Origin of the sequence: Campylobacter sp. 1569 (assembly GCF_024723675.1) — a bacterium.
Lineage (GTDB): Bacteria > Campylobacterota > Campylobacteria > Campylobacterales > Campylobacteraceae > Campylobacter_D > Campylobacter_D jejuni_C.
Genome location: NZ_JANQDB010000003.1, coordinates 34050 through 52000 on the forward strand (window position 1 = coordinate 34050; position 17951 = coordinate 52000).

The following is a 17951-nucleotide window of genomic DNA, read 5'->3' on the forward strand; positions in this document are numbered from 1 at the left end:
AGTCTTATTTTAAAGGAGGAAAATATGAGATTAAAATTATTTTCTTTAGTTGCAAGTGTGGCTTTGATTTCAAATTTGGCTTTAGCAGATGAAAATTCAGGTTTGCTTTTAGGTATTGATGCAGGATGGTTTCATACTAAGGTAAAATCTGATTTTGAACATACTAAAAATAATAAAAAAATCAATGGTGATTTAGAAGGCGATGTTCCTGTTTTTGGTTTAAGAATAGGTTATCGTTTTAGTGAAAATCATAGACTTTATGGTGCTTATAATTATTCAAGTGAATTTAGTGATGTAATCAACACCACAAGATTAAAAATTGATGGAGAATTTACTACACATAAGTTTTTGCTTGGTTATGATTTTACTCCAAAAATCTTTGAAAAAATAAGAGCGGTTTTAGGTGTATATGGTGGTTATGCAAGAACGGATATGACTTTAAAAACAAGTTTCTTATCTTTATCTCAAGACTTTGATGGTTATACGTATGGGGCAAAAATCGGTGCTTTGTATGAGTTAAATCAAGCAAATGAAATTGAGTTTGGTTTTAAAGCTGAACAAACTCATTATGATACAAGAAATTTCAGCACTGCTAATTCATCAAATTTTTATGATCCTAAACAAACAAATTATGGTTTATATCTAGGATATACTTATAAATTCTAAGGAGAATATATGCCAAAAGATGCAAATGGAACTGAACTTAATGCAGGTGATAGTGTAAGTGTTGTTAAAGATTTAAAGGTTAAAGGCGCAAGTACTACTTTAAAGCGTGGCACGACTATAAAAAATATTAAGCTTACAAACAAAGACACTGAAATTGAAGCTAAGGTAGATAAATTTGGTGTGATTGTTTTAAAAACTGAATTTCTTAAAAAAATATAAGTAAAAATTCCCAATCAATCTTGGGAATTTTCTTCTTGATAAACACAATGTTTAAAAATAAATTGATGTTCCTCAGGTAAGTTTTCAAATAAAGCATTTGCGAGTTGTCTTATCTCCCAAAGGGCTGATTTTGAGCTTCTTAGAGTAATAAAATTTTGCAAACTTCTTGCATTAATCGTTAAAGTTAATTCTGTTTTATAGCTTTCTGGTAAGCAGTATTTTGCTATGTCTAAACTAATACTATTTTGCAAAATCAAACGCAGATTTTCTAAAGCTTTGATACTTGCATTATCTACCACTTCATTTCCGGTTAATACCAAGTATCTTTTAGCATTTTCAAAGTCATTTTCTTTAAATTCACTTTCATTTCTTAGTTCTTTTAAAGTATATCTTGTGCTTTTGACACTAGGACTGGTGTGGCGGTGTCTTGCGACTTCTTGTAAGCATGCTCTTGAAATACCTTGTATATAAAAAGTATAGTTTAAATGCTCTAAGGTTGAAGCATGTTTGAATTTATTTCCCACTCGATCGATTAATTCTTTATCTTTTTCGCCACCACAATCGCCTTTGTCAAAACTTTGCCAACATGTTCTTGTTGCATGAGAGCATACAGAAAGTGGAGTATGATTTAATAATGTGACTTTCATCGAAAAATTCCTTCAAAAATAATTGAATTTTACACAAATGTTTATAAAAATAAAATTTTTTATTCGTTATAATTTCAAAAAAAGAAATAAGGCTATTTTATGAAATTAAAACAAACTAAGTATATTTTTGTAACCGGCGGTGTTTTAAGCTCATTAGGAAAAGGTATAGCAGCAGCTTCTATAGCTACTATTTTAAAAAATTCAGATTTAAAAGTAAGTATTTTAAAAGCAGATCCTTATATTAATGTAGATCCTGGTACGATGAGTCCTTTAGAGCATGGGGAAGTGTTTGTTACAGATGATGGAGCTGAGACAGATTTAGACTTAGGACATTATGAGAGGTTTTTAAATGAGAGTTTATCTCAGGATAATAACTTCACAACAGGAAGAGTTTATCAAAGTGTTATAGAAAAAGAAAGAAGAGGAGATTACTTAGGAAAAACCATACAAGTAATTCCTCATATAGTTGATGAGATAAAAGATCGCATTAAAAAGGCTGGAGTTGATAAAGATATTTTAATTGTTGAAATAGGTGGTACAGTAGGAGATATAGAAGGCTTACCATTTTTAGAAGCTATTAGAGCTTTAAAGCTTGAAGTGGGTAAATACAATGCTATTAATATTCATTTGACTTTAGTGCCATTTATCAAAGCAGCAGGAGAGCTTAAAACAAAACCAACTCAACATAGCGTGGGAGAATTACGCCGTATAGGTATAAGCCCTGATATGATTATTTGTAGAAGTGAAAAATCTTTAGATAGAGAGTTAAAAGATAAAATCGCAATTTCATGTGGAGTTGAAAAAAACTGTGTTATAGAAAGTGTGGACGCAGCTAGTATTTATCAAATTCCACTAAATTTCTTAAAACAAGATATTTTAAACTCTATTGCAAGTTTATTAGATCTTCAAAATTTAAAGCCAAATATGAACGAATGGGATTCTTTAGTAAAAAGAGTCATCGCTCCAAGTAATGAACTTAGCATTGCTTTTGTAGGAAAATATGTAGATTTAAAAGAAAGCTATAAAAGTTTAACAGAGGCCATTATCCATGCAGGTGCAGCACTTGATGCGAGAGTAAATTTAAAATGGATCGATAGTGAAAAATTAGAAAATGCAAATATCGAAGAAAGCTTTAAAGATGTAAGTGGAATTTTAGTAGCAGGTGGTTTTGGTTATCGTGGGGTAGAAGGAAAAATCAAAGCCATACAATATGCAAGAGAAAATAAAATTCCATTTTTAGGAATTTGTTTGGGTATGCAGCTTTCTTTAGTGGAATTTGCACGCAATGTTTTAAAACTAGAAGATGCAAATTCTCATGAATTTAATCCAAATTGTAAAAATCCTATCATCTTTTTGATTGATGAATTTATTGACGCAAGTGGAGAAAAGCAAATTAGAACAAGTAAAACTCCACTTGGTGGAACTATGCGTCTTGGAGCTTATGAGTGTCATATTAAGCCAAATACACTTTTAAGTAAGGTTTATGATAATCAAAAAAGTGTAAAAGAACGCCACCGCCACCGCTATGAAGCTAATCCAAAATACAAAGAAATGTTTGAGAAAAACGGGCTTATTATAAGCGGGGAAAATGAAGGTTTGGTTGAGGCTGTGGAGCTTAAAGATCATCCATTTTTCTTAGCAGTGCAGTTTCATCCTGAATTTACTTCACGCTTAGTTAGAGTTAATCCAGCTATTTTTTCTTTTATCAAGGCATCTTTAACAAATCATGCTAAATAAAGCTAAAATAAAAGAAATTTTACATCAGCGTTTTATTAACGATACGCATGTAAAGCTTTGTGATTTACCTATGCCATCTTGTTTGAAAGATGTCTATAAGGGCGCTTTGCGTATTAAAGAAGCGATTGAGAAAAATCAAAAGCTTGCTATTGTTGGGGATTATGATGTAGATGGGGTAATTTCTTGTGTGATTTTATCTGAATTTTTTGATGATATTGGTTTTGATTATGTAGTAAAAATTCCAAATCGTTTTAAAGATGGATATGGTCTAAATGAAGAAATTATCAATGAACTTGATGGGGTAGATTTAATCATCACTGTAGATAATGGTATAGCAGCATTTGATGCAGCAGAGCTTTGTTTACAAAAAGGAATTGATTTAATCATTACTGATCATCATATGCCTCCAGCTACTTTACCAAAAGCTTATGCGATTATCAATCCTAAACAACAAGATTGTGAATTTCCTGATATTGAAATTTGTGGGGCTCAAGTGGCTTGGTATTTAGTCGCTGCGATAAAAGAAGTGTGTAAGATTAATTATAATATGTGTAAATTTATAGAGCTTTTATCTATCGCAATTATCGCAGATATGATGGAGCTTAGAGACTTAAATAGAGCCTTAGTTAGGAAAGGCATAGAGTGCATTAATGATTCAAAACGAGTGGCATTTAAAGCGATTAAGCAGTATTTTGGTAAGGATAAATTTGAGCTTGATAATATTAGTTTTTTAATTGCACCTTTGATTAATAGTGCAGGTAGAATGGATGATGCGATTATTTCTTATAAATTTTTGCATTCTAAAAATATCGATGAGGTTATGGGTTATTTAGAGCAAATCATTACTTATAATAATAGCCGTAAAGATGAAGAACGCGAGCTTTTTAAGCAGTGTTTAGAACAAGTTGATGAAAATGATCCTGTGATTATTGTTAATGGACAAAACTGGCATGAGGGTGTTTTGGGTATAGTTGCAAGTCGTTTAGCAAAGCATTTTAATAAGCCAGCCTTTGTTTTTTCAGAATGTGAACAAAAGGCTAAAGCTAGCGTTAGAAGCGTAGGTAGGATAGATATTTTAAATGTTATAGAGCAAGCTAAAGAATTTGTTTTAAGCTATGGTGGACATAAAGGTGCAGCTGGAGTTTTAGTTGAGCTTGAAAAATTTAGTGTTTTTAAAAATAAGCTTTATGAAATTTGTCAAAATATTCCTAAAGATGATTTTTACAATACAGATGAAGTTTTGGGTAGTATTGATCCAAATGAAGTTGATTTTGAGCTTTTAGAAATATTAGATTTTTTTGAACCTTTTGGACATAAAAACCCAAGACCTTATTTTAAATTTGATAAGCTTTTTGTAAAAAATAAAAGAAGACTTGGTAAAGAGGAAAATCATATGAAGCTTATTTTAACACAAGGAAATAAAACTTTAGAGGCTTTATTTTTTAACTTTGACTATGAGCCAGAAATTGGGGAAAACATCGATTTTATAGCTAGTGTTTCAAAAAATAACTTTAGAGGTTTAATTACTCCTCAACTTACTATTAAAGAAATTCTTAGATAATTTATTAACTTATTCACATATTTTTTATTTATAAATTTGCTATAGCATAAATACTACAAAGGAGTAAAATGTTAAAAAAGATTTTATTATTAGCAGTGTTTTTTAATTTTACTTTTGCTTTTGATACAAAAATTTTTATAGGCGATACTTATATACCTGAAAATTTTTATAAATACGACAGGGATTTTAAAGCTGCAGCTAGAAAATATAATATACCCATGGCTTTACTTAAGGCTATAGCTTTAACAGAAAATGCTGCATATAAGCATAATATCATCGGTAAAAATAAAAATCAAACAAGAGATTATGGTTTAATGCAAATTAATAGTATTCATTTAAAACGCTATGGAATTGGTGAAAAAGAGATTGTAAAATCTAGTGTAAATATTGACACAGCAGCAAGATTGCTTCATGAGATTATACAAAAGCATGGTTTTAGTTGGAATGCCATTGGAAGATACCATTCAGCAAATGATAAATATAAAAATATTTGGCTTGATAAAGTAATGAAAAATTTAGTTGCTATAGTTTTAAAGGACAGTAAAGATCTTTTTGTAATGGAAAAATTTAGAGCCTTTAAGCTTGCTTCTCTTTTGATAAATGTAGATAAAGAACAATATAGAGTTTTACTAGCAAGCAATAATTAAAACAAGAAATTATAAATTTTCTTGTTTTAAAGCTTCTGCTTGATAATAAGCGATTAATGGCTCGATGATTTCATCAAAAAGCCCGCCTTCTAAAATCGCATCAAGTCTATATAAAGTAAGATTTATTCTATGATCACTAATTCTATTTTGAGGGAAATTATAAGTGCGTATGCGTTCACTTCTATCGCCACTTCCAACTTGTGATTTTCTTGCCTCACTTTCTTTAGCTAAGCGTTCTTGTTCTTGCATTTCAAAAAGTCTTGCTTTTAAGACTTTCATGGCGCTTTCTTTGTTTTTATGTTGGCTTTTACCATCTTGATTTACTACAACTATACCTGTTGGAATATGAGTGATTCTCACAGCACTATCTGTGGTATTTACGCTTTGTCCACCATGACCGCTACTACGCATTACATCGATTTTTAAATCATTTGGATTGATTTGAATTTCAACATCATCAACTTCAGGCATAATAGCCACTGTAATAGCTGAAGTATGAACTCTACCTTGAGATTCTGTTTCAGGTACTCTTTGAACTCTATGCGTGCCACCTTCGTATTTTAGCCTTGAATAAGCTCCATTTCCTTTAATAAGAATGATAATTTCTTTAAATCCCCCTACGCTACCTTCACTTGAACTTACGATTTCATATTTGTAATCACGATTTTCTGCATAGCGCATATAAGCTTTTACTAAGTCCCCAACAAATAAAGAAGCTTCATCGCCACCTGTGCCTGCACGAATTTCTAAAAATATATTTTTATCGTCGTTTGGATCTTTAGGCAGTAAAAGAATTTTCAATTCTTCTTCAAGTTGTGGTTTTAAAACTTCGAGATTTTTAAGTTCTTCTTTTGCAAGTTCGCCTAGTTCAGGATCAGATAAAAGAAGTTTGTTTTCTTCTATATCATCTAAGGTTTTGAGATACTCTTTTGCTTTTTCTACTATAGGTTCTAAATTTTTTTGCTCTTTAGATAGAGCTGTCATTTTAGAAATATCATTAGAAATATTGATATCGCTAAGAAGAGTGTTTAACTCATCAAAGCGTGCTAAAAAAGGTTTGAGTTTATCAGCTAACATTAAATTATGCTAATTTATTTACCAATAATGCCAATCTGCTAACACGGCGTGATGCAGTTTGTTTTTTCAAAAATCCACGACTTACCATAGCGTGAATGCTTTTATTAGCTACTTTTAATGCATTTTGTGCAGCTTCTTTATCATTGTTTGCTGCTGCTTCACGAACCGCTTTTGTAATGTTTTTTAATCTTGTTCTATAAAATCTATTTCTTTCAGTTCTTTTGATAGTTTGTCTTGCTCTTTTTTCAGCAGATTTATGGTTTGCCATAATTTTCCTTTTTTATATAAATTAAATTGCTAATTATACAAAATTAAAATTAAATTTTAATTAATTTAAGTATTTTTAAAGTATTAATTTTAATACCTAATATCATTTGTTTTTAAAAAATCGCGTAGTTTTTCATACTCGCCATTTTCCAAATAACGATATTTGCCAGCTTTTAACATGCCAAGATCTAATGCTCCAAATGCCACTCTTTTAAGATCCATCACTTCTAAATCAAAATGTCCAAAAAAGCGTCTTAGCTCTCTATTTTTGCCTTCATTAATGATTACTTTTAGTTTCGTATAGCCTCCGCTTGAGCCAAAAATTTCAAAGCCTAAAAATGGAGCAAAACTCATTGAGGTTATTTTAGTTTTAGCGTGAGCCCCTTTTTTCTCATTTTGAATTTCTAAGCCATTTTGCATAGCTTCGATGACATTTTTATCTATATTACCTTTTACTTTTAAGTAATATTCTCTTTCTAAATCACTATGCATAAGCGCATCTGCTATCACAGGTGAATCAGTTAGTAAAAGCAATCCCTCGCTTGCAAAGTCAAGCCTTCCTACGCTAAGCCAAGTGCTAAATTGTTTTGGTAAAGTATGATAGATGGTTTTTCTGCCTCTATCATCTTTTTTACTAACTATTTCACCTTTTTGTTTGTGATAAATGATGACTGAAAATTGTGTTTTTTTATGGAGTTTTTTACCATTGATAAAAACTTTATCCTCAGTATTTACACTATCACTGAGTAAGGCTGTTTTTTTATTGATTTTTACTAAGCCTTGCTTGATTAGCTCATCAGCCTCACGGCGAGAATATTTGCTATTGTGTGAGATGAATTTATTAATTCTCATAATTTTACTTTACATCACAAAAATAGTTGGTACTATGGTTGGATATTTTTTGATTTTTCTAAAAATATGCTTTCTTAGTACTTGTCTAATTTGAGCTTCTAAAACTTTTGGATTATCTAAAATTTCATCTTTTACATTTGGGAAAAATTGACTTAAAACATCACTCATTTCTTTTGAGAATGCTCCATCTTGTTTATCAGCTACCAAGCCATAACTAAATACTCTTGGTTTATTAATTAGTGTTTTACTTGCTTTATCAAGTTGGGCGATAATGACAACTATACCGCTATCTGCTAGTTTTTGTCTATCAATTACCACATCATCTGCGATTTGTTTGTTGATTTGATTATCCACAAAGACTTTTCCTGTTTTAACTGTTTTTACACGTTTGATGTATTTTTGACAAAGCTCTACTTGATCCCCATCACTCATTAAGTAGATGTTTCTTTCAGGTATACCACATTTTAGAGCAGTTTCTTTGTGTTTATTGATATGATTATACTCTCCATGCACTGGTAAGAAAAATTTAGGTTTTACTAAAGTTAGCATGAGTTTTTGTTCTTCTATACTAGCATGTCCGCTTACATGAATTTCACTAAATTCTTGATAAGCTACTTTAGCTCCTGCTTTTAAAAGAAAATCAAGCACAGCAGAAACATTTGCTTCATTGCCTGGTATTGCTTTAGCCGAAATGATAACTTGATCGCTAGGTTTAATTTTGATAAATTTATGCTCATCTGTAGCCATTCTATATAAAGCACTCATAGTCTCGCCTTGACTTCCTGTAGTGACAATTAGTACTTCATTATCTTTATATTTGCTTACTTCATCAGCGTCAATGAAAATTTTTCTATCAAGTTTGATATAGCCAAGTTCCATAGTGGTATAGAGATTTCTTTCCATAGAGCGCCCTATAACACACACTTTTCTGCCGTATTTTAAACCATAGCTAATAGCTTGATATACACGGTGGATATTAGAGCTAAAGGTGCTCATGATTACCCTGCCTTTAGTTTTGGCAAAAATTTGATCAAAAGTAGGGCCTACGGAGCTTTCACTTTTTGTATAACCTTCTTTATATGAGTTTGTACTATCACTTAAAAGACAAAGCACGCCTTCCTCGCCATATTGAGCTAAACGACTTAAATCCGTTGGATAACCATCAATTGGTGTTTGATCTATTTTAAAATCACCAGTGTGTATGATGGTTCCTGCTTTAGTTTTAATGGCTAAAGCACAAGCATCGATGATAGAGTGGGTTATGTGAATCCATTCTAAATTAAATTCACCTATTTCATAAATTTGTCTTTTTGTTATAGGTCTAAACCATTTACGCTCAGCCTTTAAACCATGCTCTTCAAATTTATTTGAAATCATACCTAGTGCTAAAGGTGTTGCATAGATAGGAAATTGGAATTCTTTGAAAAAATACGGCACAGCACCGATATGATCTTCATGAGCATGAGTGATGATGATAGCGCGAATTTTGTTTTTAATCTTTCTTACATAGTCAAAATCAGGTATGATAATATCTACTCCATGCATGGTTCCATCTGGAAAACTCATACCTATATCAACGATAATCGCATCGTTGTTGGTTTCAAAAACAGTGATATTTCCACCGATTTCTCCAAGCCCGCCTAAAGGCGTAATACGAATTTTATGTTCGCTTGAGTTGTTGTGTTTTAAAGGGTGAAGTCTTAGCTCGTGCATAATTTTATTAGCTTCTATGCTTTTGGCAAGTTCTATTTGCCATTCTTCATTACCACTTAATTTAGAAGGTAAATTTCTATTTTTTTTCTTTTTCTTTTTTTCTTCACTAGCTTCAGTTTGAGTATTTTCTACTTTTGTTTCATTTTTAATTTCGCTATTTTGATCTTGATTTTGTGAATCTTTTTTTCTTTTGTTTCTAAATTTATTAAATCTTTTAGTTTTATTTTGCTCTTGAGTTTTGTTTTCTTCGCTCATAGTCATCCTTTAAATAGTCATAAATTTTAAGGTATGAATCAACGCTAATTTCATGAGCTCTTGAGGTAGAAGAGAGATTTAGTGCTTCAAATGCTTTTAAAATTTTTTCTTTTTTATTTTTAAAATTAGATAAGAGTTGTTTTCTAGGATTTTGAAAACAAGCTCTAAGAAATTCTTTAAAAGCTTCTATATTTTTACACTTTTGCTGATAATGAGTGGTTTTTATTAACTTCATTACAGCTGAAGTAACTTTTGGCGGAGGATTAAAGCTTTGTGGCTGTATATCAAAAAGCATTTGTCTTTGACATATTAATGCACAAAGCACCCCTAAAGCCGAAAAATTACTTTCTTTTTCATTTGCACAAAATTTCTGTGCTACTTCTTTTTGCACCATTACTATAAGCCCAAGACAATTTTGATCTTCTAGGGCTTTTAAAATCAAATTTGTAGCAATATAATATGGTAAATTTGCTACTAAAAAGTACTCTTTATCGCTTAAACTTCCTTGATCAAAAGCATCACTTGCATTTTGATGGATAAGCTCAAAATTTCCACCTTCAATCTCATTTTGAAATTTTTTATTTAAAATAGGAATCAAATCTTTATCAATCTCATAAGCTCTAATATGAGCTTGTGGGATTTTCAAAAGTTCTTGCGTTAAATCACCTAAGCCAGGCCCAATCTCAACTATATTTTTAGTATCTTTGGGTATGGCTTGGATGATTTTATCTACCACGCTTTTATCACATAAAAAATTTTGCCCAAAATGTTTTTTTGCTTTTATCATAAATTTATTCTATCTAAAAAATATTAATTATAGCATTATTTTAAGCGCTAATTAGATAAAATTTGAATTATTTTTTATAAAGGTTAATTTTTGAAAAATCTTATAGTGTGTGCAGGAGGAAATGAGGATTTTAAATTTGCACAAAGTATAGGCATAGGTTTGGTTAATTCTGCTTTTTCTCTAGGTAAAATTTTAAGTCAAGTAAAAGTAGATAGAGTGATTTTTATAGGCACATGTGGAATTTACCAAGAAGGAAAAATTTTAGACATTTATGAAAGTTCTAATGCTGCAAATTTAGAATACGCAGATTTATTTGATAGTTTCTATACACCTATAGCAAATGAGATTAGATTAAATGTTTCACATGAAACTATGATTAATTCTTCAAATTATATTTGCAAAGATGAAAATATCGCCCAAGAATTTTTTAAAAAGGGCGTACATATAGAAAATATGGAAGCATACGCGGTGCTTTCTTGTGCAAAAATGCAAGGGATAGAAGGAATTTGTTATTTATGTGCGACAAATTTTTGTAATGAATTTGCACATGAAGATTTTTTAAAAAACCATCAAAAAGCAAAAGAATTATTAAAAGAATTTTTGTTAGATAAAAAACTTATATAGGAAAAAAATTGAGTGAATTAAAAAATATATTAGATTTTACTAAAGAAGAATTAGAAAATTTAGTTCAGCCAAAATTTAGAGCAAAGCAAATTTTTGAATGGGTATATAAAAAATATGCAGATGATTTTTTACAAATGTCATCTTTACCAAAAGACTTTAGGGTGTTTTTGCAAGAAAATTTTCATTTTTCACCTTTAAAATGTGTGAAAGATGAAAAAAGCAAAGATGGGAGTATTAAATATCTTTTTGAACTTCTAGATGGTAAAAAGATAGAAGCTGTTTTGCTACCAATGAAAGAAGAACTTTTAGATGAAGATGGCAAAATCATCAAACATGCAAGATATACTATTTGTGTTTCCTCTCAAGTGGGGTGCAAAAGTGGTTGTAGTTTTTGTCTTACTGCTAAAGGTGGTTTAAAAAGAAATTTAAGCGCAGGGGAAATAGTAGGACAAATTTTGTGGATTAAAAAACATAATAATATACCTTATGAAAGAAGGGTTAATATAGTCTATATGGGCATGGGTGAGCCTTTGGATAATCTTAAAAATGTATCTAAGGCAGTTAAAATTTTAGCCGATAATGATGCTTTGGCAATAAGCCCTAGAAGACAAACTATAAGTACAAGTGGTTTAGCAAAACAGATCAAAGAGCTTGGAGAAATGAATTTAGGCGTGCTTTTGGCTATTTCACTCCATGCTGTAAATGATGAGCTTAGAAGTGAATTAATGCCTATTAATAAAGCTTATAATATAGCAAGTATTATGGAAGCGGTGAGAAATTTTCCTATAGATCAGCGTAAAAGAGTGATGTTTGAATACCTTTTAATTGATGGGATAAATGATAAAATAGAACATGCAAAAGAATTAGTCAAGCTCTTAAATGGTATAAAAGCCAAAGTGAATTTAATACTTTTTAATCCACATGAAGGAAGTTTATATAAAAGACCAAGTGTTGAAAATGCAGTTAAATTTCAAGATTATTTAAGTGCAAAAGGTATTACTTGTACAATAAGAGAAAGTAAAGGACTTGATATTTCAGCTGCATGCGGACAGCTTAAAGAAAGGCAGAGTAAACAATGACTTTTTTAGATATAGCACAACTTATTTTTATAAGTATAGTAGTGATCATAGGACTTGGTGGGATTATTTATGTATTAAAAAATGAAGGGAAAAATAATGATAGATAAAAAACAATTGTTAGAAAATCAATTATTTCAAAATAGATATATAAAGCCAAATATTTCTTGGTATTTCTCTCATTTAAATGGTAAAAGAGGATTTGCTAGAATTTTTAAAGTTCCTTATGCTACTTTGATGAAAAAATTTTATTTAAAAAAATACTTCGAAAAGAGGGTTTTAGAAGGTAAGGTGGATATTCCTTATTTAGAATTAGTTTTAACTACAAGATGTACTTTGCGTTGTGAATCATGTAATAATTTGATGCAGTATTTTTCACCATCAAATCAATATACTTGTACTTTAGAGGGTATTATAGAATCATTAGATCTACTTTTATCTAAGGTAGATTCTATTGCAAGAGTTAGAATTATAGGTGGAGAGCCTTTGTTATTTAAAGATTTACCACAATTGATTGATTATTTAGATGCTCAAAAGAAAATACTAACTTTTTCTTTAGTTACCAATGCAACCATTGATTTTAAAGATGAATTGATGAAAAAGTTAAAAAAATCTAATAAGATTAGAAAAATTACGATTTCAGACTACAAAAGATCGCCAAATTTAAAAATTCCACTAAAACAAGAAAACATTTTAAGAAAATTAAAAGAAAATAAAATTCCATTTTCTATGGACTCTAGTGGCGAAAATTCTACTTGGAGTGATCCTGAAAAAATTTATAAACGCGGCAGAAGTAAAGAAGATATAATCAAAAATTATCGTAATTGTCAAATGCCATGCGTAAGTTTGATGACATCTGAGGGCTTAGAAAATAAACAATTAGCACCTAAAGGAGCTGTTTTTGTTTGCCCTATATCAAGTTCCTTATCGCGTTTAAAAGGACTTGAAGAATTTAATGGCGATTTTTTAAATTTAGAGGATTCTAAAAAAAGATTTTTTGAATTTTATTCTCAAGATTTTTATAAATCTTGTGATTATTGTAGAGATTATGGTAAGCCAGCTAAGCAAATTGCAGTTGCAATCCAAACTGATAAGGTTTTAAAATTAGAAAAAGATTAAGATAAATTTTTCAAAAACTCATCTTTTATATCTTTTTGAGATTGTATCAAAAATTTTTGATTTTTATATGTAAATTCTAAGCTAAAAGAATGCAAAAGCAATCTTTTAGCACCTGTAATTTGAGCTCTTTCGATATCGCTCATTTTTCCATCTAATATTTGCTCTATTTGTGTTTTTTCTAAACCATATAAAGGTTCACCTAAAATTTTATGTTTCACATGAAACAAATGTAGTCTTATTTGGTGTTGTCTACCTGTTAGAGGTTTAGCTAAAACTAAACTAGCATCTAAATTTTCAAAATATTCTAAAGTATAAAATTGTGTTAAAGCTTCTTTGCCATTTTCACAAATATGCATCCTAGTTTTGACTGCATCATAGTCTTTAGCCAAATCCATGCTTTTATCTACTATAAACTCTTTTTTAGTTTTTCCTTTTACTAGAGCAAGATAGCTTTTTTGCACTAATCTTTTTTCAAACATAGTTTTTAACTCAATTTGTGCATTTTTATGTTTTGCTATGAGTAAAAGTCCACTTGTTTCTTTATCTAGTCTATGAGCCACGCAAGCTTTTTCACCCCATAAATGCCAAATTTCATCACAAAGACTATAAGCACAATTGCGCCCATTAGGATGAGTTAGCACTCCACTTGGTTTTTCTACGATGGCAAAATCTTCATTTTCAAAAACTATTTCTAACCCTTTGGGGTTATTTTCATATACGATTAATTCTACTAAACCATTTAAAAATTTATTTTTTTCTTCTACCAAATTTCCATCACAAAATAGTCTTTTTTTATCAATGAGTTTTTGTGCTTCACGCATAGAAATTTTCAACTCATCCATAAGTAGTCTAAATGCCTTTTTTCCATTATTTGCTAGTTTCTTTTTTATATATGCCATTTAATAACTTTCTTAGGTAATTTATAATAAAATTCAAGCTATTTTTTCATAAAAAATTATATAAAAAAAGGTCTTGAAAATGGTTGAAAGATATAGTAGAGAAATCATGGCTAAAAAATGGGACATGCAAGCAAAATATGATGCATGGCTAAAAGTAGAATTAGCTGCTGTGAAAGCATGGAATAAACTTGGTCTTATTAAAGACGATGATTGTGAAAAAATTATAAAAAATGCAAAATTTGATATAGCAAGAATAGATGAGATAGAAAAAACTACCAAACATGATGTTATCGCTTTTTTAACTAGTGTAAGTGAAAGCTTAGGTGAGGAAAGTCGTTTTGTACATTATGCAATGACAAGTTCAGATTGTATTGATACTGCAGTTGCTTTGCAGATTAAAGATAGTTTGAAACTAATCTTGCAAGATTTAGATCAAGTTTTAGCAGCGATTAAAACAAGAGCATATGAGCATAAAAATACCTTAATGGTAGGAAGAAGTCATGGAATTCATGGAGAGCCTATAACTTTTGGTTTAGTTTTGGCTATTTGGTATGATTCGCTAGTTCATGCAAAAGATTTAATTATTCATGCAAAAGAAGTGATTAGCTATGGAAAAATCAGTGGTGCTATGGGAAATTTTGCTCATGCTCCACTTGAATTTGAAGAAGAAGTTTGTAAAAATTTAGATCTTAAACCAGCACCCGTTTCAAACCAAGTTATACAAAGAGATCGTTATGCACAAGTTATCTCGGCTTTAGCTATTTTAGCTTCAAGTTGTGAGCAAATTGCTGTTGCTATCCGCCATTTTCAAAGAACAGAAGTATATGAAGCTGAAGAATATTTTTCTCAAGGACAAAAAGGAAGTTCAGCTATGCCTCATAAAAGAAATCCTGTTTTGAGTGAAAATATTACCGGTCTTTGCAGGATGATAAGAGCTTATGTAACACCTGCTTTAGAAAATGTAGCATTGTGGCATGAAAGAGATATATCACATTCTAGTGTAGAAAGATTTGTATTACCTGATGCTTTTATCACGACTGATTTTATGCTTTCAAGATTATGCGGTGTGGTAGAAAAGCTTTTGGTATATCCAGAAAATATGATGAAAAATTTAAATTTAACTGGAGGGCTTGTATTTTCTCAAAGAGTATTGCTTGAACTTCCATTTAAAGGTATAAGCAGAGAAGAAGCTTACAAGATTGTTCAAAGAAATGCTATGAAAGTTTGGGCTGATTTGCAAAATGGTAAGCCTGCTTTAAATGAAAAAGGTGAGAGTTTGTTTTTATTAGCTTTATTAGCTGATGAGGATTTGAAAAAGTCTTTAAGTGAAGCAGATATTAGAAATTGTTTTGATTATAATTACTATACAAAGAACGTAGATAAAATTTTTGAAAGAACTTTTAAATAATAAATTAGGGGTTGTGAGTGAAAGTATTAAAAAGAAATGGTAGAACTGAAGAGTTAGATGTTTCTAAGATTAAAAAATATACCACTGATGCGGTGGCAAATTTGGAAAATGTTAGCCAAAGTGAGCTTGAAGTAGATGCAAAAATTCAATTTCGTGATGGTATAACAACAGAAGAAATCCAGCAAACTTTAATTAAAACAGCAGTAGATAAAATAGATATTGATAGACCTAATTGGACCTTTGTTGCTGCAAGATTATTTTTATATGATTTATATAAAAAAGTAAGTGGTTATAATGGATATAAACATTTAAGAGAATATCTTGAAAAAGGTGAAAAAGAAGGTAGGATTTTAATAGGCTTAAAAGAAAAATATGATTTAGATGATCTTAATGCTTATATAAAGCCAGAACGCGATTTGCAATTTACTTATCTTGGTATAAAAACTTTGTATGATAGGTATTTGATTAAAGATTCTAAGGGTATGCCTATAGAATTACCACAGCAAATGTTTATGGCTATTGCAATGTTTTTAGCACAAAATGAATTAGATTCTCAAACTTGGGCTAAGAAATTTTATGACTTAATCTCAACTTTTGAAGTAATGCTTGCAACCCCAACTCTTTCAAATGCAAGAACCACAAGACATCAATTAAGTTCATGTTATATAGGAAGTACGCCTGATAATATAGAAGGGATTTTTGATTCTTATCAAGAAATGGCATTATTGTCTAAATTTGGTGGTGGTATAGGCTGGGATTGGTCTAAGGTGCGTGCTATGGGTGGAAGTATAGATGGGCATAAAAACGCAGCAGGTGGAATCATACCATTTTTAAAAATCACTAACGATATAGCAGTAGCTGTTGATCAACTTGGCACTAGAAAAGGGGCGATTGCAGTTTATATTGAACCTTGGCATATGGATATTAATGACTTTTTGGATTTGCGTAAAAACTCAGGTGAAGAAAGAAGAAGAGCGCATGAGCTTTTCCCTGCTTTATGGATTAATGATTTATTTATGAAAAGAGTAAGAGCAAATGATAAATGGACGCTTTTTGATCCTGCTGACACAGCAAGCTTATGCGATTTATACGGTGAAGAATTTGAGAAAAAATACGAAGAATTTGAAAAAGATGAAAACATAGCTAAAGAAATTATAGATGCAAAAGAGCTTTGGAAAAAAATACTTTTATCTTATTTTGAAACAGGTATGCCATTTTTATGTTTTAAAGATAGTGCAAACAAAACAAATCCAAATTCTCACGCAGGGATTATAAGAAGTTCAAATTTATGTACAGAAATTTTTCAAAATACAGATCCAAACTATTATCAAATTAAAATCGTATTTGATGATAAAACAGAGCTTCATTTAGATGAGGATGAAGAGCTTACAATAGATGGGGGATATAAAAAACTTGCTAAGAAAGTTTCTACTTTGGATAGTATTAATGGTAAAAAAGTCTATATAGTCGAAAAATATAAAAACGAAGGAAAAACCGCAGTTTGTAATCTTGCAAGTATAAATTTAAGTAAAATTAACACTAAAGAAGATATCCAAAGAGTAGTACCAACAGCCATAAGAATGCTTGATAATGTGATCGATTTAAATTTTTATCCTCATGTAAAGGTTAAAAATACCAACCTAAAATCACGCGCTATAGGGCTTGGTGTAATGGGTGAAGCACAAATGCTGGCTGAAGCACAAATTTATTGGGGTTCTAATGAGCATTTTGAAAAAATTGATCGTATTATGGAGATGATTAGCTATGAGGCGATTTTAGCTAGCTCAAATTTAGCTTTGGAAAAAGGAAGCTATCCTGACTTTGAAGGATCAAACTGGAGTAAAGGTATAGTGCCAATTGATGTAGCAAACGAAAATGCTAAAAAGCTTACTGCAAGTGAAGGTTTATTTGATCAAAGTGAGTGTGATTGGGAAAAATTAAGAGAAAAATTAAAAAGAGATGGTATAAGAAATGGTTATTTAATGGCCATAGCGCCAACTTCTTCTATTTCTATTTTAGTGGGTACTACTCAAACAATTGAGCCTGTATATAAAAGAAAATGGTTTGAGCAAAACTTAAGCGGTATGATACCAACTGTGGTGCCAAATTTAAGTACTAATACTTGGCAGTATTATACTCCTGCTTATGAGCTTGATCAAAAAATCTTAGTAAAAGCAGCAGCGATTCGTGGTAAATGGATTGATCAAGGTCAATCTTTAAATATCTTTGTTTCTTTAGATAAAGCAAGCGGTGGATATTTAAATGAAATTTATCAACTTGCTTGGGAATTAGGTGTTAAATCAACTTATTATCTAAGAAGCGAAAGTCCTGATAGTCAAAAAGTAAATGATGATGTGGTTGATAGAACTATAGAATGTGAAGGTTGTCAATAAAAAT

Annotated in this window: 18 protein-coding genes; 11 read left to right on the forward strand and 7 right to left on the reverse strand. The window is 30.6% G+C overall.

All coding sequences use genetic code 11. From position 1 onward, the window contains the following. The first annotated feature begins 24 nt into the window (after nt 1-24). Both CAMP5060_RS02080 and CAMP5060_RS02085 read left to right on the forward strand, forming a co-directional pair. A complete protein-coding gene (locus CAMP5060_RS02080) occupies nt 25-666 on the forward strand; it encodes an outer membrane beta-barrel protein (RefSeq protein WP_337217822.1) in 642 nt (213 codons plus the stop codon). A gap of 9 nt (nt 667-675) precedes the next feature. Further along, a complete protein-coding gene (locus CAMP5060_RS02085; RefSeq protein WP_039617052.1) occupies nt 676-885 on the forward strand; it encodes an alkylphosphonate utilization protein in 210 nt (69 codons plus the stop codon). Between the two features lie 14 nt (nt 886-899). On the opposite strand, the gene thyX is transcribed toward CAMP5060_RS02085, so the two are convergent. Beyond that, complete coding sequence (gene thyX / locus CAMP5060_RS02090; protein WP_087699097.1) at nt 900-1532, reverse strand: FAD-dependent thymidylate synthase; 633 nt, start codon at nt 1530-1532, stop codon at nt 900-902. Nucleotides 1533-1631: 99 nt separating this feature from the next. Between thyX and CAMP5060_RS02095 the strand changes: the two genes are divergently transcribed. The 3 genes from CAMP5060_RS02095 (at nt 1632) to CAMP5060_RS02105 (ending at nt 5477) form a co-directional block, all read left to right on the forward strand. After that, nucleotides 1632-3269 carry a CTP synthase gene (locus CAMP5060_RS02095; RefSeq protein WP_337217823.1) on the forward strand — a complete coding sequence of 546 codons (1638 nt, stop codon included), beginning with the start codon at nt 1632-1634 and terminating at the stop codon, nt 3267-3269. After that, nucleotides 3259-4830 (forward strand): single-stranded-DNA-specific exonuclease RecJ, encoded by a 1572-nt coding sequence (gene recJ, locus CAMP5060_RS02100; RefSeq protein WP_214100509.1) that lies wholly within the window; start codon nt 3259-3261, stop codon nt 4828-4830. Before CAMP5060_RS02095 ends, recJ begins: the two co-directional genes overlap by 11 nt. 68 nt (nt 4831-4898) lie before the next feature. Further along, on the forward strand, nt 4899-5477 hold the full coding sequence (locus CAMP5060_RS02105) for a transglycosylase SLT domain-containing protein (RefSeq protein WP_087699094.1): 579 nt from the start codon (nt 4899-4901) through the stop codon (nt 5475-5477). A 9-nt stretch (nt 5478-5486) separates the two neighbouring features. Here the strand turns inward: CAMP5060_RS02105 and prfA are convergent, their stop codons facing one another. The 5 genes from prfA to rsmA all read right to left on the reverse strand — a co-directional run bounded on the left by prfA (nt 5487) and on the right by rsmA (nt 10428). Further along, complete coding sequence (gene prfA / locus CAMP5060_RS02110) at nt 5487-6554, reverse strand: peptide chain release factor 1 (protein WP_214135721.1); 1068 nt, start codon at nt 6552-6554, stop codon at nt 5487-5489. Between the two features lie 4 nt (nt 6555-6558). Continuing rightward, nucleotides 6559-6822 (reverse strand): 30S ribosomal protein S20, encoded by a 264-nt coding sequence (gene rpsT, locus CAMP5060_RS02115; RefSeq protein WP_039617063.1) that lies wholly within the window; start codon nt 6820-6822, stop codon nt 6559-6561. Between the two features lie 89 nt (nt 6823-6911). Then, nucleotides 6912-7673 carry a pseudouridine synthase gene (locus CAMP5060_RS02120; protein WP_214100159.1) on the reverse strand — a complete coding sequence of 254 codons (762 nt, stop codon included), beginning with the start codon at nt 7671-7673 and terminating at the stop codon, nt 6912-6914. Between the two features lie 9 nt (nt 7674-7682). Further along, nucleotides 7683-9641: a ribonuclease J gene (locus CAMP5060_RS02125; RefSeq protein ID WP_337217824.1), complete on the reverse strand. Its 1959-nt coding sequence runs from the start codon at nt 9639-9641 to the stop codon at nt 7683-7685. Further along, a complete protein-coding gene (rsmA, locus tag CAMP5060_RS02130; RefSeq protein WP_214100158.1) occupies nt 9607-10428 on the reverse strand; it encodes a 16S rRNA (adenine(1518)-N(6)/adenine(1519)-N(6))-dimethyltransferase RsmA in 822 nt (273 codons plus the stop codon). Before rsmA ends, CAMP5060_RS02125 begins: the two co-directional genes overlap by 35 nt. A gap of 90 nt (nt 10429-10518) precedes the next feature. Between rsmA and CAMP5060_RS02135 the strand changes: the two genes are divergently transcribed. Genes CAMP5060_RS02135 through CAMP5060_RS02150 form a run of 4 tightly spaced genes read left to right on the forward strand, consistent with a single transcriptional unit; the run spans nt 10519 to nt 13247 of the window. Next, nucleotides 10519-11052, forward strand: a complete 534-nt coding sequence (locus CAMP5060_RS02135; RefSeq protein WP_214100157.1) for a purine-nucleoside phosphorylase — start codon at nt 10519-10521, stop codon at nt 11050-11052. A gap of 8 nt (nt 11053-11060) precedes the next feature. Continuing rightward, nucleotides 11061-12131 carry a 23S rRNA (adenine(2503)-C(2))-methyltransferase RlmN gene (rlmN, locus tag CAMP5060_RS02140; RefSeq protein ID WP_337217825.1) on the forward strand — a complete coding sequence of 357 codons (1071 nt, stop codon included), beginning with the start codon at nt 11061-11063 and terminating at the stop codon, nt 12129-12131. Continuing rightward, nucleotides 12128-12238, forward strand: coding sequence for a hypothetical protein (locus tag CAMP5060_RS02145; protein WP_087699086.1), 111 nt, complete (start codon nt 12128-12130; stop codon nt 12236-12238). The genes rlmN and CAMP5060_RS02145 overlap by 4 nt, the downstream gene beginning before the upstream one ends. Next, complete coding sequence (locus tag CAMP5060_RS02150; RefSeq protein WP_337217826.1) at nt 12228-13247, forward strand: radical SAM protein; 1020 nt, start codon at nt 12228-12230, stop codon at nt 13245-13247. Before CAMP5060_RS02145 ends, CAMP5060_RS02150 begins: the two co-directional genes overlap by 11 nt. On the opposite strand, the gene CAMP5060_RS02155 is transcribed toward CAMP5060_RS02150, so the two are convergent. After that, nucleotides 13244-14146, reverse strand: coding sequence for an RluA family pseudouridine synthase (locus CAMP5060_RS02155; protein ID WP_214135724.1), 903 nt, complete (start codon nt 14144-14146; stop codon nt 13244-13246). The two genes, CAMP5060_RS02150 and CAMP5060_RS02155, sit on opposite strands and share 4 nt — an antisense overlap. 79 nt (nt 14147-14225) lie before the next feature. Here CAMP5060_RS02155 and purB point away from each other — a divergent pair, with 79 nt between their 5' ends. Beyond that, a complete protein-coding gene (gene purB, locus CAMP5060_RS02160) occupies nt 14226-15554 on the forward strand; it encodes an adenylosuccinate lyase (RefSeq protein WP_337217827.1) in 1329 nt (442 codons plus the stop codon). A gap of 17 nt (nt 15555-15571) precedes the next feature. Continuing rightward, a complete protein-coding gene (locus CAMP5060_RS02165; protein WP_214100153.1) occupies nt 15572-17947 on the forward strand; it encodes a ribonucleoside-diphosphate reductase subunit alpha in 2376 nt (791 codons plus the stop codon). Nucleotides 17948-17951 lie beyond the last annotated feature (4 nt).

Excerpts from the sequence above, each read along its gene's own strand:
- CAMP5060_RS02125 (WP_337217824.1), bottom strand. The coding sequence starts at position 9,641 with ATGAGCGAAGAAAACAAAACTCAAGAGCAAAATAAAACTAAAAGATTT.
- purB (WP_337217827.1), top strand. The coding sequence starts at position 14,226 with ATGGTTGAAAGATATAGTAGAGAAATCATGGCTAAAAAATGGGACATG.
- CAMP5060_RS02120 (WP_214100159.1), bottom strand. The coding sequence starts at position 7,673 with ATGAGAATTAATAAATTCATCTCACACAATAGCAAATATTCTCGCCGT.
- CAMP5060_RS02085 (WP_039617052.1), top strand. The coding sequence starts at position 676 with ATGCCAAAAGATGCAAATGGAACTGAACTTAATGCAGGTGATAGTGTA.
- rsmA (WP_214100158.1), bottom strand. The coding sequence starts at position 10,428 with ATGATAAAAGCAAAAAAACATTTTGGGCAAAATTTTTTATGTGATAAA.
- recJ (WP_214100509.1), top strand. The coding sequence starts at position 3,259 with ATGCTAAATAAAGCTAAAATAAAAGAAATTTTACATCAGCGTTTTATT.
- CAMP5060_RS02150 (WP_337217826.1), top strand. The coding sequence starts at position 12,228 with ATGATAGATAAAAAACAATTGTTAGAAAATCAATTATTTCAAAATAGA.
- CAMP5060_RS02095 (WP_337217823.1), top strand. The coding sequence starts at position 1,632 with ATGAAATTAAAACAAACTAAGTATATTTTTGTAACCGGCGGTGTTTTA.
- rpsT (WP_039617063.1), bottom strand. The coding sequence starts at position 6,822 with ATGGCAAACCATAAATCTGCTGAAAAAAGAGCAAGACAAACTATCAAA.
- prfA (WP_214135721.1), bottom strand. The coding sequence starts at position 6,554 with ATGTTAGCTGATAAACTCAAACCTTTTTTAGCACGCTTTGATGAGTTA.
- thyX (WP_087699097.1), bottom strand. The coding sequence starts at position 1,532 with ATGAAAGTCACATTATTAAATCATACTCCACTTTCTGTATGCTCTCAT.
- CAMP5060_RS02080 (WP_337217822.1), top strand. The coding sequence starts at position 25 with ATGAGATTAAAATTATTTTCTTTAGTTGCAAGTGTGGCTTTGATTTCA.
- CAMP5060_RS02105 (WP_087699094.1), top strand. The coding sequence starts at position 4,899 with ATGTTAAAAAAGATTTTATTATTAGCAGTGTTTTTTAATTTTACTTTT.
- CAMP5060_RS02145 (WP_087699086.1), top strand. The coding sequence starts at position 12,128 with ATGACTTTTTTAGATATAGCACAACTTATTTTTATAAGTATAGTAGTG.
- CAMP5060_RS02155 (WP_214135724.1), bottom strand. The coding sequence starts at position 14,146 with ATGGCATATATAAAAAAGAAACTAGCAAATAATGGAAAAAAGGCATTT.